The organism is Sphingomonas melonis DAPP-PG 224, from assembly GCF_000379045.1.
GTDB lineage: Bacteria > Pseudomonadota > Alphaproteobacteria > Sphingomonadales > Sphingomonadaceae > Sphingomonas > Sphingomonas aquatilis.
Map to the genome: position 1 here is coordinate 3,598,158 of NZ_KB900605.1, position 21,655 is coordinate 3,619,812.

Below are 21,655 nucleotides of genomic sequence, written 5' to 3' on the forward strand. Positions count from 1 at the left end.
AGACCCATGACCGACACCCAGACCCAGGATCGCGTCGCCGACGCCACCGCCGGCATCAAGGCCGAAGTGCATGACCGGCTCGACGATGCCAAGCACGCGGCCAGCGACGCCGCGCGCCGCACCGCCGACGCGATCGATGCGAACCCGCTCGCCATCGTTGCGGGCGGCATCGCGATCGGTGCGCTCGCCGGTGCGCTGATCCCGCGTTCGGCGAAGGAAAAGCAGCTGCTTGCCCCGCTCGGCCGTTCGCTCGGCGAGCGCGCCCGCAGCGCCGTCGCCGCCGCGCGCGAGGCCGGCGCCACTGAACTCCAGAACGCCGGCCTGTCGAAGGACGCCGCTAAGGATCAGGTAAAGTCGCTGTTCCAGGGCATCGCCAAGGCCGCGACCACCGCGGGTTCCGCCGCGGCGCAGTCGGCCCGCGCCAAGGATTAAGCCCAATCCCGTCATTGCGAGCTGAGCGAAGCCGTCCAGAGCCGGACCAAGACGCCCTGGATCGCCGCGCTTCGCTCGCAATGACGAAACGGTGCCCCAATGGCTCGCTCTCCGCAGGCCATCCGGGGTTCAATATTGCGCCGCAACACGCTAGAGACGGCAGGGTAAAATCATCACCCCAGGAATCTCAGCGCATGAGCAAGCTCCACCTCGTCTTCGGCGGCCGCGTTACCGATCCCCGCACGCTCGATTGGGCCGATCCGTCGAAGCTCGACGTCGTCGGCATCTTCCCCGACTATGCGAGCGCCGAAAAGGCCTGGCGCGCCAACGCCCAGCGCACCGTCGATGATGCCGAGATGAAGTTCGTCGTCGTCCACCTCCACCGCCTGCTCGAACCCGACCTGGTCACGACGCCCGAAGCGTAAGCGGACGGGGGCGCTTCGCCCCCATTGCGCCCCGGACCGGGTCCGGGGCCGCGAAGACCATGGCTAAGACGTGCGGAACGCCACAGCGTCCGCGCCACCCACGGCGGGTTATGCCGCTCCACCTTCCCCACCCCCGTCATTCCCGCGAAGGCGGGAATCCAGACACGCTAACGCCAGCGATGGAGCCGAAACCGCACGGCATATAGATTCCCGCCTCCGCCGGAATGACGGTGTGGGGTGGGGTCGCGTCGTGCGATCAACAGCCGACGACGAGCCGCGACGTAGACACCTAGCCGCGACGTAAAAGCCGAGCCGCGCGTCTTCTAAAGGCGCGACCACCGCCCCCTCGTCATCCCGGCGAACGCCGGGATCCATGGAGGCGAAGAGGCTGCGATGACGCACCAACGCGAATGGCGCCGTGTCCATGGATCCCGGCCTGCGCCGGGATGACGGAGGCGCGGGTCACCCCGCCCTCCGCAACCCCTCAGATAAACTCGACCTTCGACACCACATAATAGCGGTCGCCGGCCGGCACCGACACTTCGACCTCGTCGTCCACCTTGCGCCCGATCAGCGCGCGGCCCAGCGGCGAATTGTACGAAATCCGGCCCGTCTTGGCGTTCGCCTCGGTCTCGCCGACGATCTGGTACTTCACCGGCTTGTCGTCGTCGTCGAGCAACGTCACGGTCGCGCCGAACACCACCTTGTCGCCCGACAGTTCGCGCGGATCGATGATCTGCGCGCGCGACAGCTTGCTTTCGATATCGGCGATCGTCGCCTCATTCTGGCCCTGCTGCTCCTTGGCAGCGTGATATTCGGCGTTTTCCGACAGGTCGCCGTGCGCGCGGGCTTCCTCGATCGCGTCGACGATCAGGGGGCGTTCGGCTTTCAGACGCTTCAGATCCGCGGTGAGCTTCTCATAGCCCTCCTGGAGCATCGGCATCTTTTCGACGGTCGCCATGTGTCAGTCCCCAATTGCTTCATCCCCGCGGGCGGGCCGTTTTCCGGCCCGCCCCCGCACATCACGTCATTATGTCGGGATCAGTTGTGCGACTGCGAATAGTAGGATTGCAGGGGGCGGACTTCAAGGGAGGCGACGCCGATTGCCGCAGCGGCCTGCACGCTGGCGGGTGCCGTGGTGAAATACGGGATCTTCTGCGCCAGCGCCGCCTGCCGGATCGGCTTGGAATCCTTCAGGCTCTGCCAGCCTTCGGTGGTGTTGAAGATCAGCGTCACCTCGCCGTCCATGATCCGGTCGAGGATATGCGGCCGCCCCTGCGCGACCTTATTGACCTTCTCGACCGCCAGCCCTGCGGTCTCGAGGTAATCGGCCGTCCCGCCGGTCGCCAGCACCTTGAACCCGCGCGCCAGCAGCGATTTCACCGCCGGCACGATATGCGGCTTGTCGCCGTCCTTCACGCTGACGAAGGCGGTGCCGCCGGTCGGCAGCACGGTGCCCGCGCCCAGCTGCGACTTCATGAACGCCGTGGTGAAGTCGGGGTCGATGCCCATCACTTCGCCGGTGCTCTTCATTTCCGGCGACAGGACGGGGTCGATGCCGGGAAAGCGGTTGAACGGGAAGACGGCTTCCTTGACCGCATAATAATCGATGTGGCGGTCGATCGGCGGCATGTCGGCGAGCTTCTCGCCCGCCATCACGCGGCTGGCGATCTTGGCGATGGGCGCGCCGATCGCCTTGGCGACGAAGGGCACGGTGCGGCTGGCGCGCGGGTTCACCTCGATCAGATAGACCTCGCCATCCTTCACCGCGAACTGGATGTTCATCAGGCCCTTGACGCCCAGCGCATGCGCCAGCGCCACCGTCTGCCGCTCGATTTCGGCGATCGTCTCGGCGCCAAGCGAATAGGGCGGGATCGAACACGCGCTGTCGCCCGAATGGACGCCGGCTTCCTCGATATGCTGCAGCAGGCCGGCAACGACCACTTCGTCGCCGTCGCACACCGCATCGACGTCGACCTCGATCGCGTCGCGCAGATATTGGTCGATCAGCACCGGGCTGTCGCCCGACACCTGCACCGCGGTCTGGATGTAATCGTCGAGCTGCTGGAGCGAGTCCACGATCTCCATCGCCCGGCCGCCCAGCACATAGCTGGGACGCATCAGCACCGGATAGCCGATCCGCTCCGCCGCGGCGACCGCCTCGTCCCGGCTGCGCGCCAGGCCGTTCGCCGGCTGCTTCAGGCGCAGCTTGCTGACCAGCGCCGCGAAGCGCTCGCGGTCCTCGGCCAGGTCGATCGCATCGGGGCTGGTGCCGAGGATCGGGATCCCCGCCTTCTCCAACGCGCGCGCGAGGTTCAGCGGCGTCTGCCCGCCGAACTGCACGATCACGCCGGCCAGCTCGCCCTTCGACTGTTCGACGTGCAGGATTTCCAGCACGTCCTCTGCCGTCAGCGGCTCGAAATACAGGCGGTCAGACGTGTCATAGTCGGTGCTCACCGTCTCCGGATTGCAGTTGACCATGATCGTCTCATAGCCCGCGTCCGCCAGCGCGAAGCAGGCGTGGCAGCAGCAATAGTCGAACTCGATGCCCTGCCCGATCCGGTTCGGGCCACCGCCCAGGATCACCACCTTGCGGCGGTCGGACGGCATGCTCTCGTCCTCGGGCTCGCCGAACGACGGCGCCTCATAGGTCGAATACATATAGGGCGTCTTGGCGTCGAACTCGGCGGCGCAGGTGTCGATCCGCTTGAAGACGGGGCGTACGCCCAGCCGGTGGCGGAGGCTGCGCACCTCGTCCTCGGTCACGCCGCCGGTCATCGCGACGACCGCCTCGTGGATCAGGCCCGATCCGCGGGCGATGCCACGCTCCATGCCGCGCAGATTGGCGGACTTGAGCGCCAGATAGGCGAGCCGCTTGTCGCTGAAGCCCATCGCCTTCAGGCGGCGCATGCCCGCCGCGTCGATCGGTAGGCCATTGCGGCACACTTCCTCTTCCGCTGCGACGATCTCGGCGATCCGCTCCAGGAACCACGGATCGAATTTGGCGATCGCATGCACTTCGGCGACGGTGAAGCCTTCGCGCAGCGCCTGCGCCGCGACCAGCAGCCGGTCCGGCGTCGGGTTGGCCAGCGCCGCCTCGATCTCCGCACGCGGCGCGCCGACCAGATGGTCGATCGCGTTGAAGCCCGACAGGCCCGTCTCGAGGCCCCGCAGCGCCTTCTGCATCGATTCCTGGATGTTACGGCCGATCGCCATCACCTCGCCCACCGACTTCATCGCGGTGCCCAGCACCGGCTCGGCACCCTTGAACTTTTCGAAGGCGAAGCGCGGAATCTTGGTGACGACATAGTCGATCGTCGGTTCGAACGACGCCGGCGTCGCGCCGGTGATGTCGTTGTCGATCTCGTCGAGCGTATAGCCGACCGCCAGCTTCGCCGCGACCTTGGCGATCGGGAAGCCGGTCGCCTTGGACGCGAGCGCGCTACTGCGCGACACGCGCGGGTTCATTTCGATGACGACCAGGCGGCCGTCCTTCGGGTTCACCGCGAACTGGACGTTCGACCCGCCCGTCTCGACGCCGATCTCGCGCAGCACAGCGATGCTGGCGTTGCGCATGATCTGATATTCCTTGTCGGTCAGCGTCAGCGCCGGCGCGACGGTGATGGAATCGCCCGTGTGGACGCCCATCGGATCGACGTTCTCGATCGAACAGATGATGATGGCATTGTCGTTGCGATCCCGCACGACCTCCATCTCATATTCCTTCCAGCCGAGCAGCGATTCCTCGATCAGCACCTCGGTGGTCGGCGACGCGTCCAGCCCCTTGCGGACCATGTCGACGAATTCGGACCGGTTGTAGACGATGCCGCCGCCCGACCCGCCCATCGTGAAGCTCGGGCGGATGATCGCCGGCAGCCCGGTGATCTCCAGCCCCGCGAGCGCCTCTTCGACGGTATGCGCGATCGCGGAACGGGCGCTTTCCAGCCCGATCTTGTCCATCGCCACCTTGAACTTCTGGCGATCCTCGGCCTTGTCGATCGCCTCGGCATCGGCGCCGATCATCTGGACGCCGAACTTCTCCAGCGTACCGTCATGGAACAGCGCCAGCGCGGTATTGAGCGCGGTCTGCCCGCCCATCGTCGGCAGGACGGCGTCGGGCCGCTCCTTCTCGATGATCTTGGCGACGACGGCGGGCGTGATCGGCTCGACATAGGTCGCGTCGGCCAGCTCGGGATCGGTCATGATCGTCGCCGGATTGCTGTTCACGAGGACGATGCGATAGCCCTCTTCCTTCAGCGCCTTGATCGCCTGCGTGCCCGAATAATCGAACTCGCACGCCTGACCGATGACGATCGGCCCCGCGCCGATGACGAGGATGGAGGAGATGTCGGTGCGCTTAGGCATTCGATTTATCCGACCTTTCAGCAATCATTTGGTTTATCTGCTTAATCTCGTCATGCGACAAATTATAACGACTGAAGAGCCGATCGGCATCATCCCTGAAGACATTCAACAAATAGGAGTCCCAAGCAAGTTCGGGCAGGTCCCCATCAGACTCCGCCGGGTCAAAGTTCAGAACAATGTACCCATCAAAATTTTCCGCTTTGATAGATTTTCGCGCAGTGATCGAATCCATCTCCGATTTGAAGAGATAGACGCCAGGCATATAATTCCAGACCTGCCCATCCCGAGCCAGTGATCGCAGATGCTGCGAAATTCGATCCGGGTTGTAATCCGGCTGAGCAATATTGAACAAAACGGCAAGATTATTGAGCATCGGGACCTCCCTTGCGGGACGCAATACGCGCTGGACTTGTAGAGGGTGCACCAATGATGTGAGCAAGCTGCGTGGCAGGCGTTTTCCCATCCCCATAAATACTTAAAGCACGTTCTCGAAGAGAATACTCTTCGGAACGCAGCAACGTTGGATTAGTAAAGCAAAAGAAAAGAAAAGCCCCAAACGTCCCCAATACGACCAAGCCAAGAAGGCTCCATCCTGCCACCGCCGCCCAAAAGGGGAGTAATGGTGTAGACGGTATCAAGACCACGGTAAGTATGCCAACGAGCCAAAGTGCCGGACTTAGCACGCTTTTCGTTGAAACCGCGTCGAGGGATGACTTTGTCGCAAGCCAGCTCATAGATTTAACGAGCCTACGAACTTCTCAAACAGGTACAGACTATCCTGCGGCCCCGGGCTGGCCTCCGGATGATACTGCACACTGAACGCCGGGCGATCGGTCAGCTCCAGCCCCGCGTTGCTGCCGTCGAACAGCGACACATGCGTCTCGCGCACGTTGGCCGGCAGCGACTCTCGTTCCACCGCGAAGCCGTGGTTCATGCTGGTGATCTCGACCGCGCCATCGGACAGGCGCTTGACCGGATGGTTGGCGCCGCGGTGGCCCTGGAACATTTTCGTCGTCCGCGCGCCCACCGCCAGTCCGAGCAGCTGGTGCCCGAGGCAGATACCGAACAGCGGCTTGCCCGTATCGAGCAGCTGCCGGATCACCGGCACCGCATACTCACCCGTCGCGGCGGGATCGCCGGGGCCGTTGGACAGGAAGATGCCGTCCGGGTTCTGCGCCATCACGTCGTCGAACGTCGCCTGCGCCGGCAGCACCGTCACCTTCGCGCCGGCCTTCACCAGATTGCGGAAGATGTTGTGCTTGCTGCCGTAATCGATCGCGACGACGTGCGGGCGTTCCCCCTCGCCCGCCGCACCATAGCCGAAGCCCAGCCGCCACACGTCGCCCTCGCGCGCCTCGCCCCAGGCGTAATGCGTCTCGGTCGACACGGTCTTGGCGAGGTCCATCCCCTCCAGCCCCGGCCACGCGCGCGCCATCTCCAGCAGCGCGTCGAGGTCGAACTCGCCGCTCGCCGAATGCGCGACCACGCCGTTCGGCGCGCCGCCCGCCCGGATGCGCCGCGTCAGCGCCCGCGTGTCGATGCCCGACAGGCCGATGCGCGCATGGCGCTTCATCCAGCCGTCCAGCCGCTCGACCGCGCGGAAGTTCGACGGCTCGGTCACGTCCTGCCGCACGATCATGCCCAGCGCATGCGGCGCATCCGCTTCGATATCGTCAGGGTTGGCGCCGACGTTGCCGATGTGCGGGAAGGTGAAGGTGATGATCTGGCCCGCGAACGACGGGTCGGTCATGATCTCCTGGTATCCGGTCATCGCGGTGTGGAAACACACCTCGCCCACCGCCGCGCCTTCCGCGCCGAAACCGCGGCCCCAGGCCACCTCGCCGTTCGCGAGAACCAGAACGCCCGTGGCCCCATCGGGCTTTGCGGGCATGGCAATGGGCTTAGGCTCGGCCATGGCTTGGCGGGCACTCCTGAAGGTTTCGTCTATGTCGCTAAGTGGCGCCCGCTACCCCCCAGCTTGGCCTAGGTCAACCGGTTCACGGGGCCGCCGCTTTCCGCTAGGGTCCACGGCTTTCCCGTATTCGAGGCTTTCTTCCATGATTCGCGACGACATCAAGGCCGCCCAGGTCACCGCCATGAAGGCCGGCGACAAGGAAGCGCGCGCCGCGATCGGCCTGATCCAGGCGGCGATCAAGAACCGCGACATCGAACTGCGCACCGGCACCGCCCCGACCGACGACGATGCCGTGGTGGTCGAGGTGCTGCAGAAGATGGTCAAGCAGCGCCGCGAATCGATCCAGATGTACGAAAGCGGCGGCCGCCAGGAACTCGCCGACGCCGAAAAGGCCGAGGTCGCGGTGATCGAACGCTTCCTCCCCGCCCAGATGAGCGACGCCGAAACGACCGCCGCGATCGAGGCGATCAAGGCGGAGCTGGGCGCGGCCGGTATGAAGGACATGGGCCGCGTCATGGCCGAACTGAAGGCCCGCCACGCCGCGAACCTCGACATGAGCAAGGCGAGCGGCCTGGTGAAGGCCGCGCTGTCGTAAGCGAAGGCGCGCAACGACCGCCCCCACCCTCTCCGTCACCCCGGACTTGTTCCGGGGTCCACCGGGCGGCGGGGGCAGCGCAAGAGGCTCCAGCCGTCCCCCTCGCCGCAGAGTGGACCTCGGAACGAGTCCGGGGTGACGATGGCTTTGCGGCGATCGACGCCAATCACACCCCTGTCCTACACGGAACAAACCGTGTATAGAGCACCTCGCTCTTTGCCATCGTCCACCCGACCCGCGCGCCCCGGGGCGCGAACGGCCATTCCCGCGGCCCGCTCGCACAGGGCCGCATTCCGAACGTTACACATCGTCCACTTCGTCCACTTCCGCGCGCCTCCGGCATCGGTGCATTGCCTAAACGCCCCCCGTCGGGCATAGTAGAATCGCACGCATGAGCCTGTCCCCGCAGTTCCTCGACGAGCTTCGCGCCCGTACGTCGCTGTCGGCGCTGATCGGCAAGACGACCAAGTTGACTAAGGCCGGCCGCGAGATGCGCGGCTGCTGCCCATTCCACAACGAAAAGACGCCCAGCTTCTACGTCAACGACGACAAGGGCTTCTACCATTGCTTCGGTTGCTCGGCGCATGGCGATGCGATTCGGTGGATGACCGATCAGCGCGGCCTGCCCTTCATCGATGCGGTGAAGGAACTCGCCCAGGCCGCCGGCATGGAGATGCCCGCGCAGGATCGCCGCGCCGCCGCCAAGGCCGAACGCGCCAAGGGCCTGCACGACGCGATGGCCGATGCCGCGAGCTGGTTCACCGAACAGCTGAACGGCATCGGCGGCGCCGAAGCCCGCGCCGTCCTCGCCAAGCGCGGCATCACCCCTGATACCGCCCGCACCTTCGGCATGGGCTTTTCCCCCGACAGCCGCGGCAAGCTGAAGACCGCGCTGAAGGATTATGGCGACCCCGCGCTCGTCGAATGCGGCCTGCTGATCCAGGTCGAGGGGAAGGATCCCTACGACCGCTTCCGCGGCCGGCTGATGATCCCGATCCGCGACGCCCGCGGTCGCGTGATCGCCTTCGGCGGCCGCGTGATCGGCGACGGCGAGCCCAAATACCTCAACTCGCCCGACACGCCGCTCTTCGACAAGGGCCGCACGCTCTACAACCTCGACCGCGCCGCCCCCGCCGCGCGCAAGGCGAACCGCGTGCTGGTGGTCGAGGGCTATATGGACGTCATCGCGCTGAGCCAGGCGGGCATCCACGAAGCCGTCGCGCCGCTCGGCACTGCGCTGACCGAGGCACAGCTCGAACGACTGTGGCGGATGGTCGACGTGCCGATCCTCTGCTTCGACGGCGACAGCGCCGGGCAGAAGGCGGCGTTGCGGGCCGCGCATCGCGCGCTCCCCATGCTCGCGCCCGGCCGCAGCCTGTCCTTCGTCACGCTTCCCCAGGGGCAGGACCCCGACGATCTGGTGAAGGCGGGCGGCGCTGCCGCGATGGAGGCGCTGCTCGGCCAGCCCCAGCCGCTGGTCGACCGCCTGTGGCAAAGCGAGGTCGCCGCCGGCCCGCTCGACACGCCCGAACAGCGCGCCGGCCTGAAGCAACGGCTGGCCGATCTCGCCGCGACGATCGCCGACGTGTCGGTCCGCAAGGAATATGAAAGCGACTTCCGCAATCGCTTCTACGAGCATTTCGCGCCCAAACGCCGCGCCTTCACCCCCAACGCACCGCGCCCCCAGGGCAAGCGTGGTGCGGACGGCCAGTGGAAACAGCCGATCGCCCCGCCGACCGAGGATGTGAAGGCCTTCCACGCCGCCGGCATCGATCGTGTGCTCGCCAAGGCGGTACTCGCCGGGCTGATCCGCCATCCGGTGGAGATCGCCCGGCATATGGAGGTGCTCGGCAGCCTCAAACTGGTCGATGGCGCGCTCGGCCGCTTGTTCGAAGCGGTCGTCGATGTCGCGCTCGAGGATCAGGCGCTTGATAGCGCGCGTCTGCGCACCATATTGGCGCGGAGTGGGTTCGATACGATCGCCAGCGATCTGTTGAGGGCCGACACGATGCCCTATTCGTTCACGCAAAGCGGCGGCGACGTCAGCCGCGCCCGGGCCGATCTTGACGAGGCGATCGCCATTCTGGTGGCCCGCCCCGAAGTCGACCTGGCCCTGCACGAGGCGACCGTCTCGATGCAGGCGCATTTCACCGATGCGGCGTTCGAACGGCAAGTGGCATTGGTGAAAGAGAAACAGGCGTTGGAGCTTCGACTTGCAAATCTCGTGCAAGCGAACGAAGACGCCCGAGCGTTTGGTTCCGAGGACAATTGATGGCGAAGCTTAACGGTAACGGTGGTGACGACGGTAGCGATGGGGCCGATGCACCGCTGATCGACCTGAACGATGCCGACATCAAAAAGCTGATCGCGCGCGCCAAGAAGCGCGGCTACATCACCTACGACCAGCTGAACGAGGCGCTGCCGCAGGACCAGATGTCCTCCGACCAGCTCGAAGATATCATGGCCGCCCTCAACGAGATGGGCGTCAATATCGTCGAGAATGAGGAAGCCGGCGAGGACGGTGACGAGAAGGAAGCGTCCGAAGAGGACGAGGCCGAGGTCACCGAGGTCGACGGCGATGGCACCGCCGCGCCTGCGCTCGAAACCAAGAAGAAGGAAACCGTCGACCGGACCGACGATCCGGTCCGCATGTACCTGCGCGAAATGGGCGCGGTCGAACTGCTCAGCCGCGAAGGCGAAATCGCCATCGCCAAGCGGATCGAGGCCGGCCGGGACACGATGATCCTGGGCCTGTGCGAATCGCCGATCACCTTCAACGCGATCATCGACTGGTCGACGCAGCTCAACGAAGGCACGATGCAGCTGCGCGAGATCCTTGATCTCGACGCGATGCTGTCGAAGGGTCCGTCGGCCGAGCAGGTCGAGGGCGCCGAGGACGACGACACCGGCGAGATCAGCGAAAAGACCGCCGGCGCCAGCTTCAAGGAAGAGGCGGAGCCCGAGGAAGCGTCCGCGGACGACGAGGACGATGACGGCAGCCCGCGCCCGCCGCGTCCCAGCGACGACGAGGAAGAGGACAACACCCTCAGCCTCGCGCAGATGGAAGAGACGCTCAAGCCGCAGGCGCTGGAGCGGTTCGCCAACATCACCGCGCTGTACAAGAAGTTCAGCAAGATCCAGCAGGCGCGCCTCGACGCGATGCAGGCGGGTGGCGAGCTGTCGGCCGCGGACGAGCGCAAGTATCAGAAGCTGCGCGAAGAGCTGACCGCTGAGGTCGAGAGCGTCCAGTTCCACAACGCCAAGATCGAATATCTCGTCGACCAGCTCTATGCCTTCAACCGGCGCCTCACCGCGCTGGGCGGCCAGATGCTGCGCCTGGCGGAACGCCACAAGGTCAGCCGCAAGGACTTCCTCGACCGCTATGTTGGCCACGAGACCGACGACACGTGGCTGCAGTCGGTCGCAAAGCTCGACAAGAAGTGGGGCAATTTCGCGGCCAACGAAGAGGTGGCGGTCGATCGCATCCGCGGTGAAATCAGCGAGATTTCGCAGCAGACCGGCATGGCGCTCGGCGAATTTCGCCGCATCGTCAACATGGTGCAGAAGGCGGAGCGCGAGGCGCGCATCGCCAAGAAGGAGATGGTCGAGGCGAACCTGCGCCTCGTGATCTCGATCGCCAAAAAGTATACGAACCGCGGTCTTCAGTTCCTGGACCTCATCCAGGAAGGCAACATCGGCTTGATGAAGGCGGTCGATAAGTTCGAATATCGCCGCGGTTACAAATTCTCGACCTATGCGACCTGGTGGATCCGCCAGGCGATCACGCGCTCGATCGCCGATCAGGCGCGCACGATCCGCATCCCGGTCCATATGATCGAGACGATCAACAAGCTGGTCCGCACCAGCCGCCAGTTCCTCCACGAGCAGGGCCGCGAGCCCACGCCCGAGGAGATGGCGGAGCGCCTGAGCATGCCGCTCGAAAAGGTGCGCAAGGTGATGAAGATCGCTAAGGAGCCGATCTCGCTCGAAACGCCGATCGGCGACGAGGAAGACAGCCACCTGGGCGACTTCATCGAAGACAAGAACGCCGTCATCCCCGTGGATGCCGCGATCCAGGCGAACCTCAAGGAAACGGTCACCCGCGTCCTCGCTTCGCTCACCCCACGCGAAGAACGCGTGCTGCGCATGCGCTTCGGCATCGGCATGAACACCGACCACACGCTGGAAGAGGTCGGCCAGCAGTTCTCGGTGACGCGCGAACGTATCCGCCAGATCGAGGCCAAGGCGCTGCGCAAGCTGAAGCACCCCAGCCGCAGCCGCAAGATGCGCTCGTTCCTGGATCAGTAAGCCCACCGTTATTCGTCATTGCGAGCGCAGCGAAGCAATCCAGAGTCGGACCAGGACGCCCTGGATTGCTTCGCTCCGCTCGCAATGACGGCGGACGCCCCTACCCCATCCGCCCCCTCAGGTTGAACAGGATCACCAGCGTCCCGCTCGCCATCAGCGCGATGATCAGCGCGGTGAACAGGATCAGTTGCAGGTCGTGCCGCGACGACCGCTTCAGCCCGATGTGGAGGAAGCAGCGGAACTGCACCACCATCTGCACGAACCCCAGCGCCAGCACGATTCCGAACGTCGTCCGACTGGCAAAGCTCGGCCAGCGCACCGCGACGAACGCCGCAACGGTTAGCGCCAGCGACCCCGCATAGCCGATCACATAGGTCCGCAGCGCCGCCGCCCGCCCCTTGGCCGGATCGCTCATCGGATCGCCCCCGGCAGGTAGACGAGACTGAAGATCGCAATCCAAACGATGTCGATCAGGTGCCAGAACAGCCCCAGCCGCAACAGATTAACCCGCACCCTGGCATCGCAACCGTAAGCCAATATCTGCCCGATCATCACCACCAGCCAGAAGCTGCCCAGCGCGACATGCAGCCCGTGCAGTCCGACGAGGGCGAAGAAGGACGACAGGAAGCCGCTCCGGGTCGGAACGGCGCCATGAGCGAACATCGTCGCAAAGTCGTTCGCCTCCAGCGCCAGGAAGCTAAGCCCCAGACCCAATGTCGCGACCAGCCAGCCGATCAGCACGCGCCGCGGCTCGCGCCAGGTCATGGCGACGCTCGCCCGGCCGAAGGTCGCGCTGCTGGTCAGCAACAGCAGCGTTTCGACGAAGGTCGGCAGCAGCTGGAACTCGGACGCCGGCGTCGGCCCGCCGACGGTATTGGCGACCATCGTGCCATAGGTCGCGAACAGCAACGCGAAGAGCACGGCGTCGCTCATTAGGAACAGCCAGAAGCCGAAGATCGCCGTCTCCGCCCGCTCCTTGTCCAACCCCTCGCTCTTACCGAGCGGCAGGCCGACATGCGCCAGTTCGGGATCGCTCATGCCTTGATCTCCGCCCGGCCGCGATTGGCGTCGCTCATCTCCGTCTGCCGCGGCGTCGGCGGCGTCGCATGGACCAACGCGAGCCAGGCATCATGCTCCGCCGCTACCTGCCGCGCCGGGATGGTCCGGTGCTGCCCCCGCCCGAAGCTGCGCAACACGACCGCCGCGACGATCAGTTCGACGCTCACCACCGCGAGCCACCACATGCCCCATACCAGCCCGAACGCCGCCAACGCGGCGGACAAACCGATCGCCATACCGCTCATGGCGTTGCGCGGCATGTCGATGGCCTCATAGCCTGCGGGCCGCCGGTACGGATCGGGCTTCGCCGCATCGTGCTTGCGGTCGTAGAACCAGTCGCGCCGATCGACCGGCGGCAGCACGGCAAAGTTATACGCCGGCGGCGGAGACGGGATCGCCCATTCAAGGCTCCGCCCGTCCCACGGATCGCCAGCGGGCACCCGGCGCCGCTCCCGATCGCGGATGCTCACCCACAATTGCACCCCCAAAGAGACGAGGGCGGCGAGCAGCACGAATGCGCCGACGCAGGCGACATACAGCCACGGCCGGAAATCGGGTTCGAAGATCGCGCTCGTCCGCCGCGCCATCCCGCTCGCGCCGAGCACGTACAGCGGCATGAACGCGAGGTAGAAACCCACCACCCAGCACGCCACCGCAACCCGCCCCCAGCGTTCGTCGAGGCGGAACCCGAACGCCTTGGGAAACCAATAGGTGTAACCGGCGAGCATCCCGTACAGCAGCCCCGGGATCAGCATGTTGTGGAAGTGCGCGACGAGGAACAGCGTGTTGTGGACGAGGTAATCGAGCGGCGGCATCGCCAGCACGATCCCGGTCAGGCCGCCCAGCACGAACGTCATCATGAAGGCGATGGCATACAGCATCGGAACGCTGAATCGCACCTCTCCGCGAAACATCGTCCAGATCCAGTCGTAGATCTTCACCCCCGTCGGCACGCCGATCGTCATCGTCGCGATGCCGAACACCGCGTTGATCTCAGCCGATTGCCCCATGGTGAAGAAATGGTGGACCCAGACGGTGAAGCTCAACACCGCGATCGCCATCGTCGCGATGACCAGCGAGGTATACCCGTACAGGTCCTTGCCGGAGAAGGTCGACACCACCTCCGAATAGACGCCGAACGCGGGCAGGATCAGGATGTACACCTCCGGGTGGCCAAACAGCCAGAAGAGGTTGGCATAGTTCATCATGTTCCCGCCGAGGTCGTTGGTGAACATGTGGAAGCCGAGATACCGGTCGAGCGCGAGCAGGCCCGTCGCGACGGTCAGCGGCGGCAGCGCGAAGATCATCAGGATCGCGGTGCAGAGCGACGTCCAGCAGAACATCGGCATGCGCATCACAGTCATGCCCGGACAGCGCAGCTTGTAGAGCGTGCAGGCGATGTTGATCCCCGCCATCGTCGAACTGATCGACGACAACGTCACCGCCCAGATCCAGTAATCGACGCCGACGCCGGGGCTGAACGCGCGCTCGGTATAGGGCGGATAGCCGCTCCACCCGCCGGTCGAAAACTGCCCGACGACGAGGCTCGCCATCATCAGCCCTGCGGCACCGATCGTCAGCCACAGCGCGATCGAATTGGCCCATGGGAAGGCCATGTCGCGCGCCCCGATCTGCAGCGGCATGACGTAATTGATCAGGCCGGTGAGGAACGGCATCGCCATGAAGAAGATCATGATCGACCCGTGCGTCGAGAATAGCTGGCCGAAATGGTCGGGCGACAGGAAGCCCGGATCGCCGATCGCCACCGCTTGCTGCACGCGCATCAGCACCGCCTCGACCAGCGCACGGGCGAGCATCACGAAGGCCGTCACGATGTACATGATGCCAATCTTCTTGTGGTCGAGGCTGGTCAGCCATTCCGTCCACAGCCGGCCCCACAGCCGATAGCGGGTCAGCAACACCACGACCGCAATGGCGCCGACCACCACCAGCCCGCCGGCCGCGGCACCGACGATCTCGCTCGCATTCAAATCCTGCCATGCCCGCACGAACGGCAGATCGGTCCAGGCGAACCGCCCCAGCAGCGCCGGGAAGACGGGGGACGCGGCGATCATCGATGATCCTTCCTATGGCCGTGATCGCCCGCCTGGGCGATGACCCGGTCGAAGAGCTTCGGCGTCACGCTGGAAAAGACGACCGGTTGCGCGATGACCGAGCGCGCCGAAAGCCGCCGCCACGTCGCCGCATCGAGCGGGCGGTCGGCTGCCCGCGCCTGCGTCAGCCAGCGATCGTACGCGCCGGCCGGAAGCGCCACCACGTCGAAGCGCTGATGTGCAAAGCCGTCACCATTGTATTGCGTGTTGGCGCCGCGAAAGGTGCCGGGGCGCGACGCCATGATGTGAAGCTGCGTCGTCATACCCGCCATCGCATAGACCTGCCCCGCAAGCTGCGGGATCATCAGCGATTGCATCACCGTACCGCTGGTGAGTCGGATACGCACCGGACGCCCGACGGGAATAGTCAGACGATCGACCGAAGCGACGCCCTGCCCCGGGTAGATAAACACCCATTTCCAATCGAGTGCGATCGCCTGCACCTCGACCGGTGACCTGCCGGGAAGCGGCCGATAGGGATCGTCGCGGATCGTATGGTGCCACAGCAGCACCGCAAGGCCGACGACGATCGCGGTCGGCGGAATCCAGATCAGCGCCTCGACCGGCCAGGAGAAGGACCAGTTCGGGCGATAGGCATGGCGGGTGTTCGACAGCCGGTAGTGCCAGGCGAACAGCGGCACGAGCAGCAGCACCGGGCCGGCGACGAAGACGAGCACACAGGCAAGCACGACGAACAAGTGACGCTGATCCGCCGCGACCGGCCCGGCGGCGTTGACGAACCCGTGCGACAGCGCAGCACAGCCACTCGACGCCAGCACCAGCGCACCGCCGACCACCAGCCGCACGAGACCCTTTGCGCGCACGTCGTCCCCTTCTTGATCCGGTCCCCATCGCCGGCATCCTATGTCGTCAGACGAATGCCCGGCAGGCCGGTTCCCGCGCGATCAAAGCGAGGACCGGCTGACTTGGTTCAGCGCGTGCCGCAGCTCACCGGTCCCGGCGGCGCGCTAGCGATGCGGATGCCCGAGACATCCATGCCGAGCCGCCCGGTGGTCGCGATGACCCAAGGGCGCTGCACCGCCCCCATCGTCGCCCCACCCTGCGCAAAGCAGCGCAGCGGCACGGCGATCTGCCGCCATTCGCCGACTTCGCCTTTAAGGGCACCGGTGATCGGCACGGTGCCGGCCGCCTTACCCAGCACCCCCAGCGTCACCTCGGCGGTGGGCGCCTGCGTCACACGATAGTCGACGATCAGGCTGAGATCGCCGTTCGTCTCGCGCGTCAGGTCGATCGGCGTCGCCTCGTCCAGATAGGCACTAGCCGCACCCGTGCCGCCGAAGGCGAGGCGCAGACTATCCTCCTGCGACGTGCGATCGACCCGGCTGAGCTGTACGGGTCCCTGCGTCTCCAGCCGCGCGCCGGGGACGATGCGCCCGCGCACGAACAAGGCATTCTGATCGGCCGCACCGCCCGCAGGCCTTGCCTCGCTCAGCTGCGGCACCGTCGCGCCCTTCGCATAGGTCAGGCCGTAGCCGAACGGGAACAGCGGGTCGTAATTGGGATCGCGCCGGTTGAGCACATATTGGTCGAGCCGTTTGGGCCACGAGAAGCTGAGCGTGCCGTGAAAGTCGTTGCGCGGTTTACCGTCGCGCCCTGCAATCAGCACGTCCGCGACGCCGCCGCCCTCGGTGCCGGGCAGGAAAGCCGCGACGAAGGCATCGGCCGCGTTCAACTCCGGGTTCACCCACAGCGGCCGCCCCGACAGGAACACCGCGACGACCGGAATGCCCGCCGCCTTCAGCCTCTTCAGCAGCGCAAGGTCGCTCTTGTCTTCGGGGCTGTATTCCAGCGTCGGACGGTCGCCGGTGAATTCGGCATAGGGCGTTTCGCCGAACACGACGATCGCAGCATCGGGCTTGGTCGTATACGCGCCATCGACCGCCAGCGTCGCCTTGCCGCCGCCCGCCCTCACCGCCTGATCGATCCCACTCCAGATCGACTGGCCGTTCGGGAAGGCGGCATTGGTGACGCCCGTACCCTGCCAGGTGATCGACCAGCCGCCCGACTGCTGGCCGATATTGTCCGCGCCGCGCCCGGCGACAAGGATATTGGCACTGGGCTTCAGCGGCAGCACGCCGCCGTTGTTCTTGAGCAGCACGAGCGATTCACGCACCGCCTGACGCGCGATCGCGCGATGCTCGGGTGAACCCAGCAGGTCGAACTTGCCCGCCATCGGCCGCGAGGAGGGCCGCCCGGCATCGAACGTGCCCGCCAGCATCTTCACCCGCAGGATGCGCCGTACCGCATCCTCCAGCCGCGCGGCCGGGATCGTCCCGTCCTTCGCCTCGCGCAGCGTGTTCGCGTACAGCTCCTTCCACTTCGGGCCGGAATACATGAACATGTCGAGGCCCGCATTGATCGCTGCCGGGCAATCCTCGTTGCTGCACCCCGGCACCTGGCCGTGCGCGTTCCAGTCGCCGATCGCGAAGCCATCGAAGCCCATCCGCTGCTTCAGCACGCCGGTCAGCAGGCTCGTGTTGCCGGTCATCTTGACGCCGTTCCAGCTGGAAAAGCTCGGCATGACGGTCAGCGCGCCCGCGGCGAGGCCGCTTTTGTAGCCCGCGGCATGCACATCGCGCAGCACCTGTTCGCTGACGCGCGTATCGCCCTGATCGCGGCCACCGGTGCCTCCATCGCCCAGGAAATGCTTCACCGAGGAAATGACATGGCCGGGCGCCATGAAGTCCTGACCGATCGCGCCCTGCAGCCCTTCGACCATCTGTCCGGCATAGGCCTGGACGATCTCCGGCTCTTCGGAATAGCTTTCGTAGGTCCGACCCCAGCGGTCGTCCTGCACCACCGCCACCGTCGGCGCGAAACTCCAGTCGATGCCGGTTGCCGCCGTTTCCGTAGCGGTCGCCGCGCCGATGCGCCGGATCAGCGCAGGGTCGCGCGTCGCGCCAAGGCCGATATTGTGCGGGAACAGCGTCGCACCGACGATATTGTTGTCGCCATGCACCGCGTCGGTGCCCCAGATGATCGGCACGACCGGCCGCCCATCGCTGCGCTTCACCGACGCGTCGTAGAACGCGTCGAAGAGCTTCAACCATTCCGCGGCAGGGGCGAATTCGTCGCTGTTCGGCGCCGAATTGCAGCCATTCAGAACCGAACCGAGTTTGTACGTCTCGAGGTCTTTTGGCGTGATCGAGGCGATATCGACCTGGATCAGCTGGCCAACCTTATCCTCCACGCTCATCCGCTTCAGGATCGCGTCCACCCGCGCCTCGACCTTCGCATTGCGTTTCAGCTTCATCGGCAGCGTCGGCCACAGCTCTGGGTGCGCGACTCCGGCAGAAGCCGCCTGCTGCGCCAGCCCCTCTCCTGTCACCATGCCGGCCGCCAGAGCGCTGGCGGCAACGATCATCGCCACACCGCGGGAAAACGCCATTCAACCTCTCCTGATCCTGTCGGGCTGACTTGCCGGGCAGAGGCGAGCGCCGTCAACCGCTTAGGTCCGCGCTGCATGGTTTCGCTATCATAAAACCACTCCAGTGCATGGCACCCCGCTACCCTTCGAGATAATTGCATGCGATTCGCAATAGCGATATTGGCCCCGCCGTTACCAAAGGGGATTTCATGTCAGCTTTCGCATTGCTCGCCGGAACTGCGCTGGTCGCGTTGACACCGGGCGCCGCCGCCACCGACGATACCACCGACGCCCAGCGCAAGGTTGCAGATGGCCAGTCGGGCGGGGATATCCTCGTCGAGGGCCGCGTGACCGAAGCGCAGGCGTCGACCAAAACCGACACGCCAGCGATCGAGGTGCCGCAGCCGGTCACGGTCATCCCGAGCGAGACCTATCTGTCGCAGGGCGCGATCAGCGTTGCCGATACGATGCGCTATGCGGCGGGCGTGCTGACCGACCTGTATGGCCGCGACACGCGCGTCGACACGTTCACGATCCGCGGCGTCAGTGCGCTGCAGTTTCGTGACGGCATGCGCGACATCTACAGCTATTACGTCAACATCGCGTCGGACCCGTACAATTTCTCGCGGGTCGAGGTGGTGCGCGGCCCCGCCTCGGTTTTGTTCGGACAGGGATCGATCGGCGGGCTCGTCAATCTCGTGTCGAAGACGCCGGTGTTCACGAACACGGGCGAGGTGCAGCTGACCTATGGCAGCTTCGATCGCAAGGAGGTGCTGGCCGACCTCAACCTTGCGGCCGGCGACAAGCTGGCGGGGCGCATCGTCGCACGGGTGCGTGATTCGGGCACCTATGTCGATCACGTTCCCGACGACCGGATCATGATCGCCCCGTCGGTCACCTGGCGCCCGGATGCGCGCACCGATGTGACGCTGCTCGGCCTCTACCAGCAGGACAAGACCGGATCGACGCTCAACTTCCTGCCGATCGTCGGCACGGTGCGCGACAATCGCGGGCGGCCGCCGCTCGATCCCTATCTCTTCGTCGGCAAGCCCGGCTGGGATCGGTATGACGGACGCATGTGGCAGGGGTCGGGACTGCTGACCCACCGGTTCAGCGATGCAGTGAAGCTGAGCCTGAAGGCGCGCTACATCGACAGCCACCTCACCTATAACACCCATTATCCCGACAGTTATTCGAACCCGACGGATCCGTACGTGCCGGGCAGCGACGGCCGTCTGATCGGCGTTTACGCGGGGTCCCAGCTCGGGCGGCTGAACGTCTTGTCCACGGACAATAACGTGCAGGCCCGCTTCAACACCGGCGCGCATATCGAGCACACATTGCTCGCGGGGGTCGATTACAGCTGGAACAAGGTCGGCATCACGTCCGCCTATGATTACCAGACGATCGACCTGTACAATATCGACTATGCCACGCTCGCGACGCCGGTCGCCACCGCCCCCTATTCGCGCACGACCCAGTCCCAGTTGGGCCTGTATGCGCAGGATCAGCTGCGCTTCTACGATCGCGTGTCGCTCGTCCTCGGCGTCCGCCGCGATCATGTGATCGGCCACAGCGGCGCGACCCGCACGTCGGACAGCGCCACCACCTTCCGCGCCGGCATCATCGGCGAGGTCGCGGCGAACATCTCGCCCTTCTTCAGCTATACCGAGAGCTTCCAGCCGATCGCAGGGACCACCAGCGATGGCAGGCCGTTCCGTCCGCAGACCGGCACGCAATACGAGGCGGGCGCCAAGTGGCAGCCCGGCCCGAACACGATGGTCACCGCCACCGCCTTCCGCATCAAGGAAAACGGCCGCCCGATCACCGGCCCCGGCATGCGCATCACGCAGACCGGCGAACTGACGACCAAGGGGTTCGAGGTGGAAGCGACACACAGCCTGCCCGGCCGGTTCGACCTGTCGCTCGCCTATGGCCACAACACGATCACCGGCGACGAGGAAGCCGCGGGATATTTCCCGCGCACCATCGCATCGGCCTGGACGACGAAGAGCTTCGATGCAGCGCTCGGCACGCTGCGGCTGGGCGCAGGCGTGCGCTATGCCGGCCGGCAGGTGACGAGCGACGCCAATTGGTCGATCGTGACGCCGGCCCGCGCGATGGTCGATGCCCTCGCCGAGATCACGCGCGAGCGGTGGCGGCTGTCGCTCAACGCGACCAACCTGTTCGACCGGCGGGGCTACGCCTCATGCCTGGTCCGCGGCGATTGTTTCACCAACGCACCGCGCAACGTGATGCTGTCGCTGCGCTACGGCATTTGACGATATCGGCTGGCGCGACCTAGCGCGCCAGCCACCCGCCATCGACGGCGAGGATATGGCCCTGGACATAGGCTGCGGCGTCGGAGGCTAGGAACACCGCCGCGCCGCCGAGGTCCGCGGCATCGCCCCAGCGTCCCGCCGGGATGCGATCGAGGATCGCGGCGTTGCGGACTTCGTCGGCTTGCAGCGCGGCGGTGTTGTTGGTCGCGATGTACCCCGGCGCGATCGCGTTCACGCTCAGCCCATGCTTCGCCCATTCGTTGGCGAGCAGCTTGGTGAGGCCGCCGATCCCCGACTTCGACGCGGTATAGCTCGGCACGCGGATGCCGCCCTGGAAGGTCAGCATCGAGGCGATGTTGATGATCCGCCCCTTGCCCCGCGCGATCATGTGGCGCCCGGCGGCCTGACAGAGGAAGAACACCGACTTCAAATTGGTGTCGACCACCGCGTCCCAATCCGCTTCGGTGAAATCGACCGCATCGGCACGGCGGATGATGCCGGCATTGTTGACCAGGATGTCGAGCCCGCCGAGTCCCGCCACCGTCTCGTCGACGATGCGCTGTACAGGCGCGATGCTCGACAGGTCGGCCGACACGATCAGCGCCCGGCGGCCGAGATCGCGGATCGCGGCGGCGGTATCTTCGGCCGGGGTGCGCCCGACCAGCGCGACGTCCGCGCCCGCTTGCGCCAGCGCGATCGCGATCGCCTGCCCGATGCCGGTGTTCGCACCGGTCACGACCGCCACGCGGCCCGAAAGATCGAAGGGGTTCAT

The 21,655-nt window shown here is 65.6% G+C and carries 16 protein-coding genes; 6 read left to right on the top strand and 10 right to left on the bottom strand.

What is annotated here, in order from left to right; genetic code table 11:
* The first annotated feature begins 6 nt into the window (after nt 1-6).
* Together SPHME3_RS0117400 and SPHME3_RS0117405 are read left to right on the top strand one after the other, a co-directional pair.
* A complete protein-coding gene (locus SPHME3_RS0117400) occupies nt 7-432 on the top strand; it encodes a hypothetical protein (RefSeq protein ID WP_017978085.1) in 426 nt (141 codons plus the stop codon).
* 194 nt (nt 433-626) lie between these two features.
* Entirely contained in the window at nt 627-857 is a 231-nt protein-coding gene (locus SPHME3_RS0117405; RefSeq protein WP_017978084.1) for a DUF4170 domain-containing protein, read from the top strand.
* Between the two features lie 484 nt (nt 858-1,341).
* On the opposite strand, the gene greA is transcribed toward SPHME3_RS0117405, so the two are convergent.
* From greA to carA, 4 genes are all read right to left on the bottom strand, one after another.
* A complete protein-coding gene (gene greA / locus SPHME3_RS0117410; RefSeq protein ID WP_017978083.1) occupies nt 1,342-1,818 on the bottom strand; it encodes a transcription elongation factor GreA in 477 nt (158 codons plus the stop codon).
* Between the two features lie 80 nt (nt 1,819-1,898).
* Nucleotides 1,899-5,222, bottom strand: coding sequence for a carbamoyl-phosphate synthase large subunit (gene carB / locus SPHME3_RS0117415; protein WP_018251115.1), 3,324 nt, complete (start codon nt 5,220-5,222; stop codon nt 1,899-1,901).
* The gene (locus SPHME3_RS20280) at nt 5,215-5,595 is read right to left on the bottom strand and encodes a hypothetical protein (protein WP_020486423.1); all 381 of its coding nucleotides are present in this window, start codon (nt 5,593-5,595) and stop codon (nt 5,215-5,217) included. The genes carB and SPHME3_RS20280 overlap by 8 nt, the downstream gene beginning before the upstream one ends.
* Nucleotides 5,596-5,952: 357 nt before the next feature.
* Entirely contained in the window at nt 5,953-7,137 is a 1,185-nt protein-coding gene (gene carA / locus SPHME3_RS0117425) for a glutamine-hydrolyzing carbamoyl-phosphate synthase small subunit (protein ID WP_020486422.1), read from the bottom strand.
* A 142-nt stretch (nt 7,138-7,279) separates the two neighbouring features.
* Here carA and SPHME3_RS0117430 point away from each other — a divergent pair, with 142 nt between their 5' ends.
* The 3 genes from SPHME3_RS0117430 (at nt 7,280) to rpoD (ending at nt 12,040) form a co-directional block, all read left to right on the top strand.
* The gene (locus tag SPHME3_RS0117430; RefSeq protein ID WP_017978079.1) at nt 7,280-7,732 is read left to right on the top strand and encodes a GatB/YqeY domain-containing protein; all 453 of its coding nucleotides are present in this window, start codon (nt 7,280-7,282) and stop codon (nt 7,730-7,732) included.
* A 391-nt stretch (nt 7,733-8,123) separates the two neighbouring features.
* On the top strand, nt 8,124-10,004 hold the full coding sequence (dnaG, locus tag SPHME3_RS0117435; protein WP_017978078.1) for a DNA primase: 1,881 nt from the start codon (nt 8,124-8,126) through the stop codon (nt 10,002-10,004).
* Nucleotides 10,004-12,040, top strand: coding sequence for an RNA polymerase sigma factor RpoD (gene rpoD, locus SPHME3_RS0117440; RefSeq protein ID WP_017978077.1), 2,037 nt, complete (start codon nt 10,004-10,006; stop codon nt 12,038-12,040). The genes dnaG and rpoD overlap by 1 nt, the downstream gene beginning before the upstream one ends.
* Nucleotides 12,041-12,140: 100 nt before the next feature.
* Here rpoD and SPHME3_RS0117445 read toward each other — a convergent pair whose 3' ends face one another.
* From SPHME3_RS0117445 to SPHME3_RS0117465, 5 genes are all read right to left on the bottom strand, one after another.
* Entirely contained in the window at nt 12,141-12,455 is a 315-nt protein-coding gene (locus SPHME3_RS0117445) for a cytochrome o ubiquinol oxidase subunit IV (protein ID WP_017978076.1), read from the bottom strand.
* Entirely contained in the window at nt 12,452-13,078 is a 627-nt protein-coding gene (locus tag SPHME3_RS0117450) for a cytochrome c oxidase subunit 3 (RefSeq protein ID WP_017978075.1), read from the bottom strand. The genes SPHME3_RS0117445 and SPHME3_RS0117450 overlap by 4 nt, the downstream gene beginning before the upstream one ends.
* A complete protein-coding gene (locus SPHME3_RS20285; RefSeq protein ID WP_017978074.1) occupies nt 13,075-15,174 on the bottom strand; it encodes a cbb3-type cytochrome c oxidase subunit I in 2,100 nt (699 codons plus the stop codon). Before SPHME3_RS20285 ends, SPHME3_RS0117450 begins: the two co-directional genes overlap by 4 nt.
* Nucleotides 15,171-16,037, bottom strand: a complete 867-nt coding sequence (locus SPHME3_RS0117460) for a cytochrome ubiquinol oxidase subunit II (RefSeq protein WP_017978073.1) — start codon at nt 16,035-16,037, stop codon at nt 15,171-15,173. Before SPHME3_RS0117460 ends, SPHME3_RS20285 begins: the two co-directional genes overlap by 4 nt.
* A gap of 107 nt (nt 16,038-16,144) precedes the next feature.
* Nucleotides 16,145-18,622, bottom strand: a complete 2,478-nt coding sequence (locus SPHME3_RS0117465; protein ID WP_018251116.1) for a glycoside hydrolase family 3 protein — start codon at nt 18,620-18,622, stop codon at nt 16,145-16,147.
* A 188-nt stretch (nt 18,623-18,810) separates the two neighbouring features.
* Here SPHME3_RS0117465 and SPHME3_RS0117470 point away from each other — a divergent pair, with 188 nt between their 5' ends.
* Nucleotides 18,811-20,883 carry a TonB-dependent siderophore receptor gene (locus tag SPHME3_RS0117470; protein ID WP_020486421.1) on the top strand — a complete coding sequence of 691 codons (2,073 nt, stop codon included), beginning with the start codon at nt 18,811-18,813 and terminating at the stop codon, nt 20,881-20,883.
* A 19-nt stretch (nt 20,884-20,902) separates the two neighbouring features.
* Here SPHME3_RS0117470 and kduD read toward each other — a convergent pair whose 3' ends face one another.
* Entirely contained in the window at nt 20,903-21,655 is a 753-nt protein-coding gene (gene kduD / locus SPHME3_RS0117475; protein WP_017978070.1) for a 2-dehydro-3-deoxy-D-gluconate 5-dehydrogenase KduD, read from the bottom strand.